Genomic DNA, 19,795 nt, shown 5'->3' with positions numbered 1-19,795 from the left:
TGCGCAATCAGGAGCTTCAGACGGAGGACTTGGCTGCCAGCCGGGCCGTGCCGCCGAGGCGGTTCAGCGCGTTGCTGGAGATGCACTGCATGTCCTCGATCATCATCACCACCTCGCCGGCGGTGTTGGTGTAATAGACGTTGGCGCCGACCAGGCTGCTGTCTTCCAGCGGCACGATCTCGATTTCCATCGTCATCTGCGCCGGCAGTTGGTCCACGTAGCGGGACACGCGGCCAAAGCGGGTCGGCAGGCAGGTCTCGTCACGGAACAAGCGGTCCCAGACGATGGCCAGTTGCGGGCCGGCATCAATCAGCGCCGGGTCGAACACCCAACGGTCCTGCTCGGCCGGCACCTGGCCCATCCACTCGGCCGGCTTGCTCGGCGCGACGCTGGCGGCCGCGGCATCTGCCGACAGGCCCTTCAGCGTCTTCATCACCTGGAAGCGCGGGCCATGGAACAGGTAGTCGTCATAGGCCTGGGCGACCGGCAGCTTCTTGTCGAAGCGGGCCCGCGGCGCACGGGTGAACCCTTCGGGCATGCGCTGCTCCAGCCGCAGCAGGGCCTTGTAGTGCACCACCGACTTGCCGCCCTGCTGCTCGGACTGCAGCGTTGCGTTGACCTCGAAGCCTTCCGCGCTGCCATACGGCGGCGGGTTGATCACGATGTCGAACTTGCGGGTGGCTTCCTTCAGCTCCACGCCCTTCATCAGGCGGAAGTCACGCACCTCGACCACGTGCCAGCCCGGCCAAAGCGCGCGGCCAGCCTGGGCCAGCAACTCCAGCGCGGCGGCGGCCGGCAGCACCGGCGTCTTGTCGATGCAGTGCTCCTGCAGGTAGACGTGGTTGGCGTCGACATTGAAGGTCACGACCTGGCCGCCCATCGGCAGCGTCATCATCTCGGCCGGGCCGAGCAGCGAGCCCAGCACCTCGCGGGGTGCCGGTGGATTTTGGCGGCGGATGCGGCCCAGATCGGCCTCACGCGCTTCCCACGGGCCAGCACCGCAGATGATCTCGATGTTGTCCACGCCGCTGCGCATCAACTCGTCCTTGAGCAGGCGGCGGCCCATCTCGGCGGTCACCAGGTAGACGCCCTTCTCGGCGAACTTGGCCTCCGTCTCGGCCGTCACCATGCCGGCGCCGAACATCGTCGGACCCCACGGACCCCAGCACAGGGCGTTGACGTTGACCTTGTATTCCCAGCGGCGCTGCAGCTGGCAGCACAGCCGGTTCATCAATTCATTGGCAGTCGCGTAGTCGGACTGGCCACTGTTGCCGTAACGGCCAGCGACCGAGCTGAAAACGCTCAGGAAGCGCAACGATTCCGGCTTCAGGTACTTCTGCAGCAGCAGCAGGCCCATCACCTTGGTGCCGACCACACGGTCCCAGCTGTCCGAGGCCTTGTCGACCAGCAGCTTGTCCTCGATCACGCCTGCCCCGTGCAGCACGCCGTGCACCGCGCCGTGGCGGGTGTACAGGTCGGCCAGCAAGGCCTTCATGCCGTCATCGCTGCCCACGTCGACCGGGTGGTACTCCACCTTCGCGCCGCGCTGCTCGAAGTCGGCCTTGTTGCCGTGCATCTCGCGGGCGGCCAGCACGGCCTGCACCTTCTTCTGCACCTCGGCCGGCTTCATGCTCAGCTTGCCGGCACGCACCAGGGCAATAAAGTGGGCGCGCAGCGCGCCTTCGCTGCCCAGCGCGGCCTGGTCGGCCGGCTCGGCTTCGGGCCAGGCGCCGCGACCGGTCAGCACCAGCGTGTTGCCGGGCAGCGCGATCTCGCGCAGCACTTCCGCCGTGATGCCACGGGCACCGCCGGTGGCCAGCACCACGATGCCCTTCAACTTTTCAAGGTTCGCCGGATCGGTCGGCACCACCACCGCTTCGGTGCGGAACACCGTGCGCTGGCCAGCCGGGTAGCCAACTTCCTGGCGGCCACCCACGACCTCGAGTTCCGACATCACCGTCTGGACCTGTGCCGCGGCCGACTGGCCCGGATCCAGGTCCACCGCCTTCACGCGCAGCTCGGGCCGCTCTTCGTGGAAGGACTTCAGCATGCCAACCGCGCCGCTCTGCAGCGACAGGCCGGCAGGCGTGTGTTCACCCGCCCGGTTGAAATGGCCACCCAGCGCACTGACAGCCATCACGTGCGAGCCTTCGGTCAGGCGGGAGGCGAGTTCCTTCAACAGCAGGAACAAGGACTTTTCATGCGTCAGCAATTGCTGGCGCCATTCGGCCACCGAACCTTGCGGCGCGAGCAGTTCCCCGCCCAATGCCGCCAGGTGGATGACACCGGCCAGCGGCTGCGCCTGCTGGCGCAGGGCCGCAGCCCATTCAATCAAGGCCGATTCGCTGGCCAGCACCGCCCGCCCGACCAGGACGGACTCGCGACCCTGCTCGCGCAGGGCGCCTGCCAGGGCCTTGGCCTGGCCTGCGAGATCTTCAGTGATCACGAACAGGCCGGGTTGCAGCTGTTTCAGCGCATCGGCATCGATGCTTTCGTGCGCAGGCACCATGACATGCCGAGGCGGGTGGTTGTCGCTGCTGGCAGCGACAACCTTTGATCCCGTCTCGGCAACATCAAAAGGGCTTGCCACCACGCTTCCTGCTTTGGCCGAGGACAGGATGTCCAACATGCCATTCAAGGTCGGCTGGGTGTTCAGCTTGCTGCGGCTTTCGGTCAGGCTGGCACGCAGCCCTTCCGGAAGCTTCTGCAGCATGGCGCCGACCACTTCGATGCGCTTGATCGAGTCGATGCCCAGGTCGGATTCCAGGTTCTGGTCCAGGCCCACCATGTCGCGTGGGTAGCCAGTCTTGTCTTCGACGATGGCCAGCAGCGTGTCGATCATCTGGTCGCGGCTCATCGCAGCGCCTGCGGCGGCGGGTGCCGGCGCAGCAACAGCGGCGACAGCCGGTGCAGGCGCCGGGGCGGCCTTGGCCACCACCGGAGCAGGCACGGCGACCGGTGCAGGCACGGGTGCCGGCATCGCGACGACCGGAGCCGGCGCAGCCACCACCGGTGCCGGCGCGGCAACCGGCGGCATCACGGCAGCGACCGGCGCGGGGGCGGCGTACTCCGTCACACGCGGCAGGGCCATCGGCTGCGCAGCGCGCTGCAGACGGGGTGCTGCCGGGCGAGCCGCGATCGGCTCACCTTGGCCGACAAACATGCCCATGACGCGTTCCTGGGTCTCCAGGAACTGACGCATGGTCTCGAAGTATTCCGACATGACGCCGGAAGATCCTGCCGGTGGCAGGGGACGTCGTTCATCCATACGGGACTCTTTTCTCCAACGTGGGGGGGTGACGGGCGGGATTGCTTGAACAGGGGTATAGGCCACCGGCGCGGCTGCGACGGCGGTCGGAACAGGGGACGCAGCAACGACCGGCGCGGCGGCAGCCACCGGCGCAACGGCAGGCGCAGCCAGAGCCGCGTTGCGCACCTCAGCCTGCTCCAGCGTCAAACCAATCTGCTGCACCGGCTCGGTGACCTTGCGGGCACCGCTGCCGTTCAGCATCCAGGCGTGCTTGGGCACGGTGACGGTGCGCTGCAGCGCGACCGGCTGGGTGGCGTTGCCAATGCGGCAGTCGCGCTTTTCGAACAGCGGCGAAATGTCCAGGTCAACGCCGGCGCACAGCATCTGTGCCAGGCCGTTCAGCAGGCCAGGCAGGCCGCTGCCGTCGTCGATGGCAATGGCGCGGTGCGGCTGGCCGGCCAGGATCTTGCCGGTCAGCTTGCTCAGCACGGCTTTCGGGCCGATCTCGATGAAGGTGCGTGCACCAGCGGCATGCATCGCCTCGATCTCGGCCACAAACTCGACCGATTGCACCAGGTGGTCGGCCATCTGGCGCTTGACCGTTGCGACATCGTCCGCATGCGGCTTGCCGGTGGCGTTGGCGTAGACCGGCATCAAGCCGGTGTGCCAATCGGTGGCCGCGATGAGTTCGGCCAGCTGGGCTTGCGCTGGGGCGACCAGGGCCGAGTGGAATGCGGCTGCGACCGGGATGGGCGTCACGTCGACACCCGCGGCCTGCAGCTTCTCCAGTGCAGCCTTCACGCCAGCGTGGGTGCCGGAGATGATGGTCTGCAAAGGTGCGTTGTGGTTGGCGATCACCACGCTGTCCAGTCCCGCGATGTGCTTCTCGACATCCGCGCGCTGCGCCTGCACCGCCGCCATCGTGCCCAACTCGGCACCACCGGCCTTGGCGGCGTCGACGATGAAGCGGCCACGGGCAGCCGACAGCGTCATCAGCGCTTCCAGGTCATAGGCGCCTGCAGCATGGTGCGCCACGAACTCGCCGTAGCTGTGGCCTGCCGCCATGTCGGCCTTCAGGCCGAAGCCCTGCATCAGGCGCAGCAGGCCGACTTCCAGTGCGCCCAGCGCGGGCTGGGCCACGTCGGTGCTGGTCAGCGCGAGCTTGGCAGCGTCCTTGGCAGCGTCGTCATAAGCGCCACGCGGGAAGATGAAGCCACCCAGGCTGGCACCGCGGCCGAAGCGGGTCTCGAAGGCGCCCTTCAACGCGGCATTGGCACGCGACAGCGCGTCGGCCACGACCGGGAACAGCACCGCCAGTTCGCGGCCCATCATCGGGTACTGCGAGCCCTGGCCGGGGAACAGCACGGCCACCTTGCCGGCGTCCGCACCGGCGGCACCGAAGTGCGCGCCCGGCGGCAGCATGGGCGCCTGGCCGCGCAGGAAGGCCGCAGCCTTCTCCAGCTTGGAGGCCAGGTCACCAGCGTCCTTCGCGACGATGGCCAGCGTGTCGCTGCCGGCTTCCCATTGCTGGGCCAGGCTGGCGGCCAGGTCACGCAGCACCAGGTCGCTCAACGACGGCAGCTGCGCCGACAACTCGGCCGCGCGGTCGGCCAGTTCGGTCTTGCTGGCGGCGCTGAACAGCATCAGTTCGGCTGGCCATTGGCTCATGGTCGCGCTGCGCACCCACGGGCGGTACTCGCGGGTGTACTCCTCCATCACGACGTGGAAGTTGGTGCCGCCAAAGCCAAAGGCGCTGCTGGCGGCGCGGCGCGGCTTGGCGTCGACCGTCAGCCAGGGCTGCGCATCTTCCAGCAGGTGCAGCGGTGCATCCTCGGCCTGCAGGATGGCGACCGGCTTCTTGACGTTCAGGTGCGGCGGCAGCACGCGGTGCTGCAGCGACAGCGCAGCCTTGATCAGGCCGGCCACGCCGGCCGTGGCCTTGGTGTGGCCGATCATGGTCTTGACCGAGCCGACCACCGCGCTGTGCGGCGCGCCGTTTTCTTCGCGCATCAGCGCCGTGGTGCTTTCCAGCTCGGCCGTGTCGCCAGCCACCGTGCCGGTGCCATGGGCCTCGAACAGGCCCACGTCGGACGGGCCAAAACCGGCTTGCGCATAGGCGCGGCGCATCGCGCGCAATTGGCCAGCCGGCAGCGGCGCGGTCATGCCCTTGGCATTGCCGTCGCTGCTGCCGCCCGCGCCCTTGATCACGGCATAGATGCGGTCACCATCGCGCTCGGCATCGGCCAGGCGCTTCATCGCGATCATCGCGATGCCTTCGGAAATCGCGATGCCATCGCCGTTCTGGTCGAAGGTCGAGCAACGGCCACGCGGCGACAGTGCCTGCGTCTTGCTGAAGCACAGGTAGCCGAACGGGCCCTGCACCGTGTCGACACCGCCGGCCAGCACCATGTCGCTGCGGCCATCGACCAGTTCGTTGACGCCCTGGTACACGGCAGCCAGCGAGGAGCCGCAAGCGGCATCGGTGGTGTAGTTCACACCGCCAAAGTTCAGGCGGTTGGCAATGCGGCCGGCAATCACGTTGACCAGGATGCCGGCGAAGGAATCTTCCGTCCACTCGGGCAGGCGGTCGGCCACATCGTCGGGCAGTTGGCCCTGGAAGCGCGGCAGCTCGGAACGCAGGCCGTATTGGGTGCCCACGTCGCCGGTGCCACCGCTGGCACCGATGATGACCGAGGACCTCTCGCGGTTGAAAGCCTTCTCGTGATAGCCCGAATCGACCAGCGTGCGCTGCGCGACTTCCAGCGCCATCAGCTGCATCGGATCGATCGCCTCGATGGACTTCGGCGGCATGCCGAAGCGGGTCGGATCGAACGCCATGTCGTCCAGGAAGCCACCCCACTTGGAGTAGATCTTGTCCTTGGCGTAGCGGTTTTCGTCGAAGTACAGGCGCCAGTCCCAGCGGTGCGACGGGATCTCGGTGATCGCGTCGACCTTGGCCAGGATGTTGTCCCAGTACTGGCGGCTGTCGTTGGCCTTGGGCAGGAGCGTCGACAGCCCGACGATGGCAATGTCGGCCGGACCGACCGCGGCGGCACGCGGCGCGTCACCCATGCCAGCCAGGCGCTCGGCCATCATCGCGGCCGCGTCTTCGGTGACCTGGCGGTGCAACTCGTCGATCTGCGTGACTTCATTGCGCAGCGTGGCCACCTGGCCCAGCATGTACATGCCGTCGGCACGCTGCTGCTCAGGCGTCAGGTGCTCCAGCTTGCCGTTCAGGCCGACGCGGGTCGTGCCCTTGGAAGCCATGCGCAGGCGGCCCAGGATCAGGTCATCCAGCACGTGACGAGCTTCATCGGCAGGCACTTTCGCGGCCTTCAATTCGTCACGCTTGCGGAAGAATTCTTCGGCGAATGGCGTGTAGCCGCAGCGGCTGGCGTGGCCAGGGCCGGATTCGAGCGCCACCGTGTGGTCGCACTCGATCACTTCCTTCTGGAAGTGCTCGACGATGGCGCCGGTCTCGACGATTTCCCGGGTGAACAGGTAGGCGCTGCCCATCAGGATGCCGACCTTGACGCCCTTGGCCGCCAGCGGGGCGATCATGGTCTGCACAAAGGCAGACGACACGGCGTCGTGCACGCCGCCAGCGAACAGCACCTGCAGGTCGCCGGCCGGCACCTTGCTGCTGGCCAGTTCGGCCAGCAGCTTGTCGACCATGGTGCTCCACAGCACGAAGCTGCTCAGCGGGCCGATGTGGCCGCCGCATTCGCGGCCTTCGAAGATGAAGCGGCGTGCGCCTTCACCGACGAACATCGGGATCAGGTTGGCCGAAGGCACGTGCAGGAAGGTCGGGATGCCGGCGCGTTCAAGCGTGACGGCCTGGTCAGGCCGGCCGCCAGCAATGATCGCGTAGCTCGGCTTGTATTCAGCTGCCATCGACAGCTGCTCGTCCAGCAGGGCCTGCGGCGCAAAACCGAGCAGGCCGATGCCCCATGGCTTGTCGGCCATGCGGCGGGCGGAGTCTTCCAGCAAATCGCGCAGCGCGGTGCCCTTCAGCAGCGCAAAGGCCAGCATCGGCAGTGCGCCGCCTTCGGCCACGGCCTGCGCGAAAGCTGCGCTGTCGGACACGCGTGTCATCGGGCCTTGCACCAGCGGCAACGGAATGCCCAGGGCTTCGGCCAGCGGCGCATCCTTGCTGATCGCATTGGCAGCGACGGCAGCCTTCAGGTGGCCGGCGACCGCGTCATCGAACGCGCGCAGCACGGCGGCGAGGTGCTTGTATTGCTTGCGCCAGGTGCCGGCGAAGCACACGTCCTGGCCCAGGGGCAGCAGGCCGGCGCGCAGGTTGCGCCAATCGGCCTTGTTCTTGACCAGCTCGGCCAGCTTGGCAAAGCCCAGCCCTTCGCCGTCCACCGCCAGCTGCCGCGCGAAGGTGTGGCCTGGGCGGACCAGCACGCGAACGTATTCGCCATGCTCGCCATCGCCGATCGCCGTGGCTTCGTTGCCGGACAGGTTGCCCAGCATCGCAATCAGCGCGTCGCTGGGGCCAGCCTCTTCAAGCAGCAGGACTTGCGAATCGAGTACACCACCGGCCATGCCAATGGCGCTGCAGGCTGCGGCCACGTGCGGGGTCAGGCCGCCGCGCAGGTACAGCGGCAGCGCGCTCAGCTTGCGCCACTTCTGCAGCAGGATGAACGAAGCGTCTTCACCGACGAAGCCACCGGCCTCGTTGCCCTTCAGCAACCAGCCTTCGACCACGCCTTCGGCAGGCAGTGCCGGCAACACCGGCTGGCAAACCTCCACCAGCAGGCGCACACCGCGCGCCTGCAACTGCGTCATCAGCGGCCATGCGGCCTCGACCAGCGGGGACTCGACAATCAGCCAGGCCAGGCCGGACAGCGCTGGCGATTGCAGCGCGGTTTCCAGCGTCAGGTCCAGCCGATCCAGCTTGAGGCCGTAGCCTTCACCACCGTGGCGCGCGACCTGGGCCAGCATGGCCAGCACGACTTGGCTGTCAGGCTGCCATTCGGCGTTGACAACGCCTACGGCGCCAGCACGACAGGCGGCAATCGCCAGACTGGCGTCGCCCTGGCCGGCGGGGGTGAACACAAACTGGGTGAACAAAGGCTGCTGCATGTCTTCAAGCCCGTGCGACATGGCGTTCGTGGTGGGCATTCACGACACCGGAAACTTGGAACGAGACCGCCTTGAACAGCACGGACCCGTCATACACGACAGTGCGCATTGCGAACACAGATGCGGCACCCAGCTTCACCATCCAATACCGACCAGCTTTCGCCAGCCTTGTCTTCTCCACCCATCTGACCACCGGCAAGTGGCGCGGGTTTGACAGCTTTTCAACCGGGTTCATGCGCGCAGGTTCTAAGCAAATGACGCTTGTCGCTAATGTCACTTGGAGGCCCACCTAGCGACTATCCCTAACCTGTCTCGTTGAAGAACGTTGGCGACTCAAGCCGACTTATGCGTGGGGGAAAAGTCACATAGATGTGCTGATAAAGCACTTTGCAACCACCATGCCAGCAACCGGACAGATTACGGCGCATTTTCGCGCGCAAAGTCCCCAGAATGGTGCGTATCCTCGAAAAAGACCCAATATTTCCTCTTTTCTCACGCATGTCCTGGGAACGAGTGCGAAACCTGCGTTAACAAAAAAACAAGCCACCGTCCAAAGGACGGTGGCTGTTGTGCTGTCGCGCGTTAGAGGGACAGTGCCTGGCAGGCAAGGCGCGCCGAAAAGGCGCGCGCCGGCTTGATCAAGGGATCCAGGACCAGACCTGCACGTTCAGGAAGCGCTGGATCGCCAGCGAGAACGCCTTCCATACCGGCATGGTGTTGCCGTCCATCTTCGCGTAGCCGGTCATGCCGGTGCGCAGGGATTGATCCGGGTTCTTGACCTTGGCCACCACTTTCACCACCGTCCCGAACGACTGCTGCGTGACATTGCGGTCGATGGTGATGACCTCGCCATCGAAGAACTGGTCGCTGAACGCCACCGGGCGCACGCGCACCTTGGTACCGACCTTGACAAACGCCAGGTCGGTTTCAGGCACCTCAACTTCAACCGTCACGTCATTGGTGTTCTCCACCGAAGCAAATGGCGCCCCCTTCTCGAGGTAGCTGTTGGTGCGATCCTGCAGGTGCAGCGTCAGCAGGTTGCCATCGAAAGGCATGATCAGCTCACCGCGGCCAACCTTGCTCTGGTACATGTCGCGTTCTTCGTTGAGGCTTTGCAGCTTGGCAACAGCGGCTTCGATCTGGTCCTTGGTTGCACCGGTCTTGGCGAGGGCCAGCGATGCCTTCTTCTCGGCAACCTGCGAAACGTCGACCTGGTATTCGCGACGGGCGGAGTCCAGCTCTTCGAAAGACACCGTACCGTCCTTGTACATCGCCTCCAGGCGGGGCACACGGTCCTTGGTGAAGCGCTCATGCTCCTGAGCCACCTGCAACTGGCGCGAGGCCACTTCCACTTCTTCCGGCTTCGGCCGGGCCTTCAGGTCGGCGACAACCGCCTGCTGCTCGGCGATGCGGGCGTTGTAGACACTGACTTCGGACTGGTAGTCCAGCGTCGACAGCGTGGCCAGCACGGCCCCCTTCTTGATGCTTTCGCCACCTTCGAAGTTGACCTTCTGGATCACGCCGCCGATGTCGGAGGTGATAACCTGCTTCTGGAACGGATAGACCAGGAAGCGACCACCCGGCTCGTACGGATACGGCATCACCAACAGCAGCAGCAAGGTGACGACGGCAGCGATCTTGCCGTAGTGGCTCCAGGCGCTGCGCGGCTTCAGCGTGTCTTCGGCCTCACCCACCGCATCGGGCAGCGTGCGCTTGCGCCAGCGGTCGAACTGCACCGAGCGGTCGTAGGCGGCCTCGATCATCTGCAGGCGACGGATCGAGCGACGACCCAGGTAGATCGCCATCAGCGCGGCCAGGAACAGCGCGGTGCCGCCCAGCATCACCGACTGCAGGTACACGCCGACGATGATCGCCGAGATCAGGATCAGCACAAAGGCGTAGACAGTCGATGCCAGTGCATAGGCCGCCAGCACGCTGTTATCAGATTCCTTGAAGGTCTGGCCACGCATGCGGTTGAGCAGCGTCTTGTACGACTTGCCGCGCAGCCGCGGCTCGTTCATGAAGGCCGACAGCAAGTGGTAGCCGCTGCCCTTGACCAGCGGGTTGCCCGAGGCGAACACCAGGTCGATCGCGCAGATGATGCCCAGTGCCAGACCGATCTTGGCCGCCGTGCCCGCGGAGTCGCGGGTGTTGTACCAGATCAGCATGCCCAGGCTGAACAGGAACACGCGCACCAGCAAAGGCCCGGCGTTCAGCCACATGCGCTCACGGCGCGTCATCTGCTCGGTGTGCGTGACAACGTTCAGGAAGCGCGGCAGGAAGCCCATGAAGACCGAGATGCCGAACTTCGCAACCGTGGCGCGGTAGGCATGCGCGATGAACGCCTGCGTCAGCGTCACCGCGAGATTCACCGTGAACAAGCTGAACAGCACGTGTTCGAACAGCGTGGTGTAGTTGTGCAGGTTGGCCAGGTCCTCGCGGATCAGGTGGCTGTATTCCAGCGACAGCAACACCGCCGCGAGAGCCATCAGCGGCATGATGTAGACGAGGAAGCGCAGCGGCGCGACCACCGGCGCGAGCAGCTTCAGCATCGGCCGCGGATCGAACAGCTTCAGCATCCAGCGTGTAGCGCGCGGATCGAAGCCAGCGGCATCGTTGACGCCGGCGGGCAGGTCGCCCCCCGGTGCGGCCGCTGCGGCACCCGGCGCCTTCGGCGGCACAGGCGGCGCGGCATGGCCGGCAGCAGAGGCTACCGCTGCGGCGGCCACAGAGGCTGCTTCGGCATGCGAGGCCGCCACATTCGCCACATGCGACTTCACCGTCGCCGTGCCGTCCTTGACGTCGTAGCCCTTGGTGCGGAAACGCTGCAGCAGTTCGTGCGTCGGGTTCTCCATGTCCAGCAGCTGGCGGTCGGCCAGGCTGGCGAAGAATTCCTCGATCTGCTTTTGCGTGATCGGCCGGCCGAACCGGTCCTCGAAGACCGATTGCAGCTTGGGATAGGTCTCGCAGCCGGGCAGCACCTCCAGCAGGAAGAACTGCCAGGGCTCCAGGTCGTGGACCTTGTTCAGCAGCTTGTCCCGCAGCAGGTAGCTCGGCTGATCGTCCTTGGAGATCTTGAACGCCTCCAGCCGCTTCGGCAGGTAGGCAGGCAAGGCCACCTTCTTGGTTTGCTCACTCATGACCGAATCTTTCTGCTGTTAATTCGTGCTGCTGCTGACAACTGCAGCATTGCTGTCGAGGATGTCCGGTGCAGCCACCTTCCAGCCACCGCCCATGGCCTTGTAGACCTGGATCAGCGAGAGCTGCGTGTCGCGTTGCACATCGACCTGCAGCCGCTCGGCCGAGGTCAGTTGGCGCTCGGCCTCCAGGGCCTCGAAGACCGTGCCCATGCCACCTTCATAGCGCTTGCGGGCGTAGCGCGCACCTTCCTGCGCCGCCTTCAGCTGGCGTGTCAGCACGTCGGCGCGCTCGCGGGTCTTCTGGTAGAACAGCAGCGCGTCCTCGACCTCGAAGAAGGCGTTCTGCACTGCCTTGCGGTAGGCTTCGACATGCAAGGCCTGCACCGCTTCGGCCTGGCGCACGTTGGCGTCCAGCGCACCACCATCGAACAACTTGGCCAGCACCTGGGTGCCGGCGCTGCCGAAACTGGCCGGTGCGGTCAGCAGCTTGGACAGGTCGGTGCTGGCATAGCCAAACAGGCCGGTCAGCGAAATCACCGGGAAGTATTCGGCCTTGGCCACACCGATGCGGGCGTTGGCGGCGATCAGGTTCTGTTCGGCCATGCGCACGTCAGGCCGCTGCGCCAGCACTTGCGACGGAATGCCTTGCGGCACCGGCGGCGCCTTCAGGTCGTTCAGCGCCCTCGCACGCGCCACCGCCGAAGGCTCGACGCCCAGCAGGATGGACAGCGCGTTTTCGGTCGCGGCAATCTCGCGTTCCTTGGGCGGGACCGAGGCCGCAGTCTCTTCCATCACCATGCGCGACTGGAACACCGGCAGCATCGAGAAACCGCCCTTGGCCTGGCGCGACTCGGTCAGGCGCAGCGTCTCCTGGCGGCTGGCCAGTTCCTGCTTCAGCAACACCAGCTGCTGGTCCAATGCGAGCAGTTGCACATAGCTGGCAACCACATTGGCCACCACCGTCAACGTCAGCGCACGGCGGTTTTCGTCGATCGCCGTGAGGTCGGCCAGGTAAGCTTCGTTGGTGCGGCGCACCCGGCCCCAGATGTCCAGCTCCCAGCTGACCTGGGCCTGCAGTTCGTAGGCTGCGCTGTTGACCGGCGTGCGGTTGGACAGCGGCACCTGCCGCTCCTCGCTCATCTTCTCGCGGTTGGAGCTGCCGCGGGCGCTGACGCTGGGCAATTCCTGGGACTTGGCGATGTCCAGGCGGGCGGCGTATTCACGCACACGGCCGGCGGCAATCTTCAGGTCCTTGTTGTTGTCCAGCGCCAGCTGCACCAGCGCTTCCAGCTTGGGGTCACCAAAGGTCTTCCACCAGGCCAGGTTGGCCATGTCGGCAGCTGCCACAGGCGCCGCGGCGGCAGGTGCCGCAGCGGCAGGCTTGGCGGCCGGCAGCGTGGTGCGCCAGCCGGCAGGTTCGGTCACCGTGGGGCGCTCGAAATCGGGGCCGACGGCGGCGCAGCCGGACAAGGCAGCCACCAGCACGGCGGCGGCGACAGGAAGTAGGCGCATGGTCGTTCCCTCGCCACGGCGCGGCATGTCTGCCGGCGGGGCGCTCTGCACAAGATGCGGTTGAGGATGGCTGCGGTGCATGCTCATTCCTCGGTGAACCGGTCGGCCAGCATGTCGAGCGCGTGGTCCTCGATTTCCTTGACGCGCACCAGTCGGTTGTGCAGCTCTTCAAGAATCGCCTCGAACCAGCGGATCTCATACTCGATGTGGCGCCGCTCCGCGATGATGTCCTCCATCGGCATGTTGGGCGGCGGCCGCCCTTCCTCGTCGAAGAGGAACTTGATGCCTTCGGCGATGCGCTGGTTCGTGTTGATGTGCTGAACCTGCTTCTCGACGAACTTCTTGACCTTCTTGGCCTTGAACTCCTTGATGACCGCCAGCCGCAGTGCGCGCTGGTTCTCGGACAAGGTGTCGAGTTTCGGATGGCTGGTCACCGGATCGCCATCGATGTGGCCGATCTTGGGCCGGTTGCCCGGCGGACGCTCGTTTGGATCGCTCATGCGAGGTTGTTTCTCATGTCCTGGCGCCGCCGGTCAGCGGTAGCCGAATTCATGCGCCAGCTCGATCACGCGCGGGTCCAGGCCCTTGCCATCGGGACGCCAGGGCAAGGGCTTGTCCAGTGGCGGCACCTTGACCTTGTGGGAGCGGAAGGCCGGGCCACGGAGGAAGTTGGGATCGTTGCCGAACAGTGCGGTGATGGGGCCGAAGCAGGCAAAGGGCGAGCGCTCCGGGTGCATCATGGCGTCGATCGCCTCGGCATCGTCACAGATGCCCAGCCAGCGGCAGACCTCGCCCAGGAAGTGGGTCGGGTCATGCATGATGTCTTCGCCGCGCACCCGGATCTGCTGCTCGGGCGGCACCATCTGCAGGAAGTTGAAGATGTTGGTGTTCAGGTCGTGCCAGGCGAACTGCGGGTCGACGATGGCGCGGTCTTCCAGGAAGTCGATCGAGTTCACGTACATCGCGAACGCGCCGTCGTTGAGCGCCATGATGGACTTGCAGGTCGCCACCGGGTGCCGCACCAGGTGCAGGAAGCGGGCGTCCGGGAAGGCCCGGTAGATCGCCTGCATGCGCTTGAGCGAAATCGTGTACGACGGACTCTTTTCCACCGCGATCAGCGGATCGATGTCGCGCACCAGCTCCTGGTAGACCTCGGCCGTGCTGCGGTGCTGGCGCGCGAAGCACCAGTGGTTGGCCATCTTGATGGTGGCCGTGGTCTGCTCGCCGCCGTAGATCTCGGCGACGGCACGCAGCAGGCCCTGGCGGGTCTTGGAGAAGTTCTCGATCTCGTCGCTGGTCCGCGTCCAAAGCTGGATCAGCATCTCGACGTTGAACAGGCACAACTCAGGCAGGCCGAAGGTTTGGGGATGCTGGCCGATCATCGCGTTCATCAGCGACGTGTACGACCTCGGCGGGGCGAGCAGGAACAACGGGGCGGCCATGGCGTGCCTCGGTCAGGCGAACGGCGCGCGCGCTTCGGCGACGACCCGGCCAGCGGGGCACATGCCGTCACCAGCGCTGCCCACCTGGAAGTACACCTTGTCCAAAACCATGACCTCAACTCCCGCTGTATTCAACCGTTCGTTACCTGCGCCGGCCGCCCGAAGGACGACACGGCACGCTGGAGGTCAGGTAACGACCCTCCAGCCACACTCTCCCGCCACTTGCACATCCGCCTGCACAGCCTTCGCCATGCCTGCCAGCCCAAGCCCGGCGCACGCTCATGGGACATACCCGGAGCTGCCGCGCAAGGCCGGCAGGAATGCCTCATGATGTCGGGTTGACCATTGCAGTATGCCCGCTCTTGGTGCCTCGCCCGAGGACCTTCTTGGCACCCCAGCAACGCAACCCCTAGAAGCAAAGCCATCTGCAATCAACATCGGTCTCGCGTCGCCATCCTCCGTCAGCAGCGCCAGGGTGCTACGAGGCCATAGACGTTCAGACCGGGTTTTCACCTGGGTTGGCTTATGCAATTTGCACGCCTGCTCATGCGAAAGATATGCTTGAACCCCACGAATGCAGGGGGTCAACCAATCTGGAAAAGGGCCGCGGCGGCACATGCGGTCAACGTCCCACAGATGTGGCTTGACCAGAGGCAGGCGGCAGCGCAGGCCCCTCAAGCCGCACGATGTCGGCCTGGCGAGGGCCGGACATGCTGGCCACCACCTCGCCCTGCGGCGTGATCGCAAACGAGCGGTACAGCCGAAGCTGACCCGGTGGCAACGTGAAAGCGACCCGCGGCGCAGCGCCCAATTCGTTCCGCTGCACCACCTGGTCGTGCTCGCGGCCGCGCTCCACCAGCCACAGCGCGCCGTCATGCCACTGCCAGTTGGCCCAGTCTTCCGAGCCCAGGCTTTCCGTGACAAGCGCAGGTGCACCGGTGCGGCCAGCATCGTCCAGAGGGCGCCGCCAAAGGCCCGGCTTGCCCAGCCGGGCGTAATAGAGCCAAAGACCGCTGCGGGTGCGCACCTCGCGGCCGAAGTGGCCCCGGTCATCGGTCAGACGCTGGAAGTCGTGGCGCTGCAGGTCAAAACGCCACAGGTCCCAGCCGCCACCGCGGTCGCTGGCCACCAGCAGGCTGCGCCCATCCAGCGACCAGCTGACGCTGTTGTAGCCACCCGTCTGCGGCAGCACCTGCAGCGGCTCGTCGCGGTCCAGCCGGCCGATGACCAGCGCATCGTGCTGCGCACCGGGCGCACGCAGGCTGGTCGCGAATCGCGGCTCGCTGGCCGAGCAGCCTGGCGGGTCCGGCGTGCCGGGCGGCAGTGCCACCTGGCGCGCCGCCAGGCCCTGGCCGTCGCCGGTCCACAACGCAATTCGGCCGCTGCGCATCGACAGGAACAACACCCGCCCGGCGTCCGGACAGGCCTGGGCGTACAGGTTGCGGCCGCTGGACGCGATGGCCGACAGCAGGTGACCGTCGACCAGCGAGCGCAGCTCGATGGTGTCGGAGAAGCGGTGCAGGCTGGCGGCAACCGCCTGCGGCTCGCCCGGCAGTGTGGCCAGGTTGGTGGCAGCGTCGGCGCGGGCGAACAGCGTCGGCTCGCCGCCGGTGGGCGCCACGCGCCATGTCGCAAAAGCGCCATCGCGGGCCGAGTTGAAGACGATGCCAGCGTCGTCCGACAGCCAGGTCAGGCCGCCCACCGGTGCCTGGTCGTGCGTCAGCCGGGTTTCGGCACCGGTCCGGATGTCGACCACGTGCAGGTCGCCGACGATGGCCGTGCCGCGCATGAAGGCGACCCGGTCGCCGTGTCGAGAGAAGCTGATCTGGGCGTCGTCCAGCCCGCCAGCCGGACGGGTCAGCTGCCGCTCGTGGCCGTCGGCCACCCGGTGCAGCACCAGGCCCACGCCCGCCTCGTCGCCCTGGTGCCGGGCCAGCACCAGCCACTGGCCATCCGGCGAGGCATCGACAAACGCCTGGTTGCGCTCGAAGAAACAACTGGCGAGCCGCCGGGCGGGCTGTTCGTGCTGCGCCAGGTCGATGGCCACCACCTCGCAGTCCGCCGCGTCGCGCGCCCTGGCATAGGCCAGGCGGTCCGGACCCAACCACATCGGCCGCGCCAGCGTGTAGCCCTCGTCGCGTATCTCGACCGGCGGCGCGTCCGGTGCATGCCGGTCAATCACCTGCAGCCGCGCCGGGCTGCCGGCGCGCGACCAGAGGTAGGCCATCCAGCGCCCGTCGGCACTGAAGGCCGGGTACTCCTCGATGCCATCCCGCATCGTCAGCGGCAGTGGCGGCGCCGGCACCGCAGTCGTGGTCGACACCAGCACCGGGCGCGCTCGCCACAGGCTGGCGATGCCCAAGCACGAGGCCAGCAACAGCGCCAGGCCCCAGATCGCTGCCCGGCGCCAGCGCTTGCGGGCCACGGGCGCAGTTTGGTTCAACGGGGCTGCCGGCGGGTCCGCAGGCCCATCGGGAGGCGCCACGCCAGGTGCAGGAACCCAGGGCGAGGCCGGCAGCAGCAGCTGGTAGCCGGCTTTGGAGATCGTCTTGATCGCGCTTTCGCCGCCGGCCGCTTCTGCCGCATCGAGCACACGGCGCAGCTGCCAGATGGCCTGCGTCAAGGCGCGCGAACCGGTGTACGAGTTGCCCTCCCAGACTTCGGCGATCAGGCGCTCACGTGGCACGACCTCGCCAGCACGTTCGGCCAGGCGCTGCAATACCGCTGCGGTCTTGACCGACAGGTTTTCGCTCAGCGCGAGCCCGTCAGCACCAAGCTCGGCGCTCAGGCTGCGGGTTGCCAGGTCGAGGCGAAACCGGCCGATGGCCCAGAAACGGACGGCCGCGGCGGCCGCTTCAACAGGGGCCGGTGCGTTCACAGTGCCGGGCACGCCGCGGGAGCCGGCGCATAACTGCTTGATTTCACGAGGGAAAATCTTTTCGTGAGAAAAATACGAGAAAAGCTTGGCAGCGCGAGCATTGTCGATGCCAAGGTCGCCTCGTCAAATCGGCACAGCCCTGCATTGCGGCACAAGGCCACGTTGCAAGCACTTTTGCGCCATCTTTCCCGGAGTGTCCCGATGTTCCTTTCCCGCTGCCTCCACTCGCCCGCTAAATGGGCGCTGTGCCTGTCCTGGCTGGGCCTGGCCGCCCTGCCCGCGCATGCCGACGTCTGGGGCCGGCTTTTCGACGCGGCCACGCAGCAGCCCTTTGTGGCCGACGACTACCCGTCCGTCGAACTGCACCGCTGCGGCGCACCCGGCGACACGCTGTGCGCCGAGTTCGTGGCCGGCGCCGAACCGGCGGCCGATGGCAGCTACCGCTTTGCCGCCGGCAGCTTCGACAGCCCCGGCCGCTACCAGCTCTGGGGCAGCGCGCTGAACCACGAATACAGCCACTCGGCACCGTTCTCGGTGACCGGCAGCGAAGACCACACCATGGACATGCCGCTGGGCCTGCTGCCGCTGCAGGCCAGCCAGTTGCAAAGCTGCACCATGGTGGACGCCGAAGGCTTCTGCACGGTCAGCTACACGCTGCGCAACACCAGCAGCACCAGCCGCCAGTTGCAGGCCTGGGTGCTCAACTCCACCACCGCCTTCATGCCCGCCGGCTGGTCGCAATACACCTACGGCGACGGCGACACCAAGCGTGTGCAGCTGACCCTGGGCGCCGGCAAGCAGAAGACGCTGACGCAAAAAGTCTACGTCGGCAAACAACTGCCGCGCGGCGCATACGCCTCGATTTCGCTGCTCGTCTCGCCCAAGGACCTGCCGCAGCAGGCGCTGGTCTGGGAAAGCCTGCCAACCGTGTTCTCCGAGGGCAGCGGCACGCTGCGCCCCACCTCCGCCGCAGCCGAACAAGCCCGCGCCTTGCGTGCACGGCGCCACGTGGGCCTGATCGCCGCCGGCACACCCGCCGCACGGCCCGACGCCAAGCTCAGCTTCCTGTCCGGCCAGGTGCTGGCGGCGGACACCGGCGCGGCGCTGCCGCTGGAACTGGCGCCCTCGGTCCGGCTGATGAGCTGCGACCGGCCCGACGACGAATACTGCCGCTGGATCGAGGGCGACGGGCTGGCCCTACCGGCCGATGGCAAGTTCTACCTGAACCTGGCCAAGCTCGCAGCCGGCCGCTACCAGATCCATGCGCTGGCCAATGCGCACTACGGCATGCAATTCTCCAAGACCTTCGACATCCCCAGCACCAGCGCCAGCGCGCTGACCCTGACCATGCCGCAGGTGGTGGTGGACCTGGACAACGTGGCGAGCTGCAGCGACACGCCGGTGGGCGATTGCCAGCTGGCCTACACGCTGCGCAACACCACGGCGCAGGACCAGACCGTCTCGCTGTGGCTGTACTTGAATGCGCTTCAAAGCGAGTCACAGGCCGGCAGCGTGATTTACGACATTGGCAAGAAGGGCAAGGCACTGGGCCTGCCGGTCACCGTAACCCTTCCGGCCGGACAGACCCAGGTGGTGACACAAGCGCTGGGTTTGACCGGTCTGCCTGGTGGTTCGACCGGCTGGCTGCGGCTGTTCATTGCCCAGGCCAGCGACATCGCGCACGCCGAAGCCTATTTCTCGCTGGGCAACTACACCCTGAGCACCGGCGACGATGGCGTCACCCGGGTCATCGTGGTGCCACGCCCGCCGCTGCCGACCGGCGCGCAGCGGGCGCCCACGCCAGCGGTGCCCGGCGCCAAGCGCTGATCACTTCAGCGCAACAGCGGGCAGGTGGGTCGGCGACAGGTTGTCGGCCCACTGCGTGCCTTCACCCATGCCACGCTCGGGCAGGATGTAGACCACGCCGTCCTGTTGGCCCAGCAGAGGCTGGACAACTTTCAGGTAAAACGACACCGGCACGACCATGCAGCCTGCGGAGGCGCGGTTGTCTTCCGGCGTGACCGATGCAAGCCGGCGCAGCCGCTCAGCTTGCGAAGCGCCGGGGCGCAGGCGGTGAATGGCCAGCGCAGCGGCATGGTCGACCCAGACCACGTCTTCGCCCACGCGATTGCGGCCGGGCGCGGATTCGAAACGGCCGGCCGGCGTGGTCAGGTCTTCGGGCAGCAGATGGCCGGTCTGCGTGCGCTCGCCAACCCCCGGTTGTGTCAAGTCACCACGGGTGCGGCCCAACAACACCGTGGTGGCCCCGGCCAGGCTGCCGTCGGCGCGGTAGACACGCAGGCTCGCAGCTTGTTTGTCAACGAGCACAAACGGGTGGCCATGGTTGTCGCCGGTGTCTGCAATCCAGCGCACCAGCCGCTGCTGGTCAGCGCTGGCGCCGGAGGCGTCCGGGCTGTCCGCGGCGTCGGCAGACGGCGCGGGACCGGGCGTGGCCACGGACACGCTGGCTTGGACGCCA

At 66.7% G+C, this 19,795-nt stretch carries 9 protein-coding genes; 1 reads left to right on the top strand and 8 read right to left on the bottom strand.

Annotated elements, in window-relative coordinates; all coding sequences use genetic code 11:
- Positions 1 to 16: 16 nt before the first annotated feature.
- From ACAH41_RS06205 to ACAH41_RS06175, 7 genes are all read right to left on the bottom strand, one after another.
- Positions 17 to 8,383: an SDR family NAD(P)-dependent oxidoreductase gene (locus ACAH41_RS06205; RefSeq protein WP_325648605.1), complete on the bottom strand. Its 8,367-nt coding sequence runs from the start codon at positions 8,381 to 8,383 to the stop codon at positions 17 to 19.
- Positions 8,349 to 8,579: a hypothetical protein gene (locus ACAH41_RS06200; protein ID WP_325648607.1), complete on the bottom strand. Its 231-nt coding sequence runs from the start codon at positions 8,577 to 8,579 to the stop codon at positions 8,349 to 8,351. The genes ACAH41_RS06205 and ACAH41_RS06200 overlap by 35 nt, the downstream gene beginning before the upstream one ends.
- Positions 8,580 to 8,982: 403 nt before the next feature.
- Positions 8,983 to 11,484 (bottom strand): efflux RND transporter periplasmic adaptor subunit, encoded by a 2,502-nt coding sequence (locus tag ACAH41_RS06195; protein WP_325648609.1) that lies wholly within the window; start codon positions 11,482 to 11,484, stop codon positions 8,983 to 8,985.
- Between the two features lie 18 nt (positions 11,485 to 11,502).
- Positions 11,503 to 12,996, bottom strand: a complete 1,494-nt coding sequence (locus ACAH41_RS06190; RefSeq protein ID WP_325648610.1) for an efflux transporter outer membrane subunit — start codon at positions 12,994 to 12,996, stop codon at positions 11,503 to 11,505.
- A gap of 83 nt (positions 12,997 to 13,079) precedes the next feature.
- Positions 13,080 to 13,496, bottom strand: a complete 417-nt coding sequence (locus tag ACAH41_RS06185; RefSeq protein WP_141289691.1) for a hypothetical protein — start codon at positions 13,494 to 13,496, stop codon at positions 13,080 to 13,082.
- 33 nt (positions 13,497 to 13,529) lie between these two features.
- Positions 13,530 to 14,438 carry a sulfotransferase gene (locus tag ACAH41_RS06180; RefSeq protein ID WP_325648612.1) on the bottom strand — a complete coding sequence of 303 codons (909 nt, stop codon included), beginning with the start codon at positions 14,436 to 14,438 and terminating at the stop codon, positions 13,530 to 13,532.
- 622 nt (positions 14,439 to 15,060) lie between these two features.
- On the bottom strand, positions 15,061 to 17,328 hold the full coding sequence (locus tag ACAH41_RS06175; protein ID WP_325648616.1) for a winged helix-turn-helix domain-containing protein: 2,268 nt from the start codon (positions 17,326 to 17,328) through the stop codon (positions 15,061 to 15,063).
- Positions 17,329 to 17,517: 189 nt separating this feature from the next.
- Between ACAH41_RS06175 and ACAH41_RS06170 the strand changes: the two genes are divergently transcribed.
- The gene (locus ACAH41_RS06170; protein ID WP_325648618.1) at positions 17,518 to 19,143 is read left to right on the top strand and encodes a hypothetical protein; all 1,626 of its coding nucleotides are present in this window, start codon (positions 17,518 to 17,520) and stop codon (positions 19,141 to 19,143) included.
- On the opposite strand, the gene ACAH41_RS06165 is transcribed toward ACAH41_RS06170, so the two are convergent.
- Positions 19,144 to 19,773 carry a L,D-transpeptidase gene (locus ACAH41_RS06165; RefSeq protein ID WP_325648620.1) on the bottom strand — a complete coding sequence of 210 codons (630 nt, stop codon included), beginning with the start codon at positions 19,771 to 19,773 and terminating at the stop codon, positions 19,144 to 19,146. It abuts the gene before it with no gap.
- Positions 19,774 to 19,795: the final 22 nt, after the last annotated feature.

The organism is Ideonella sp. (assembly GCF_041287625.1).
In the GTDB taxonomy this organism is placed as follows: domain Bacteria; phylum Pseudomonadota; class Gammaproteobacteria; order Burkholderiales; family Burkholderiaceae_C; genus Ideonella.
This window is presented reverse-complemented; position numbering and strand designations above follow the sequence as displayed.

Coding starts and splice junctions, on each gene's coding strand:
- ACAH41_RS06205 (WP_325648605.1), bottom strand. CDS start 8,383: ATGCCCACCACGAACGCCATGTCGCACGGGCTTGAAGACATGCAGCAG.
- ACAH41_RS06185 (WP_141289691.1), bottom strand. CDS start 13,496: ATGAGCGATCCAAACGAGCGTCCGCCGGGCAACCGGCCCAAGATCGGC.
- ACAH41_RS06170 (WP_325648618.1), top strand. CDS start 17,518: ATGTTCCTTTCCCGCTGCCTCCACTCGCCCGCTAAATGGGCGCTGTGC.
- ACAH41_RS06200 (WP_325648607.1), bottom strand. CDS start 8,579: ATGAACCCGGTTGAAAAGCTGTCAAACCCGCGCCACTTGCCGGTGGTC.
- ACAH41_RS06195 (WP_325648609.1), bottom strand. CDS start 11,484: ATGAGTGAGCAAACCAAGAAGGTGGCCTTGCCTGCCTACCTGCCGAAG.
- ACAH41_RS06180 (WP_325648612.1), bottom strand. CDS start 14,438: ATGGCCGCCCCGTTGTTCCTGCTCGCCCCGCCGAGGTCGTACACGTCG.
- ACAH41_RS06190 (WP_325648610.1), bottom strand. CDS start 12,996: ATGCGCCTACTTCCTGTCGCCGCCGCCGTGCTGGTGGCTGCCTTGTCC.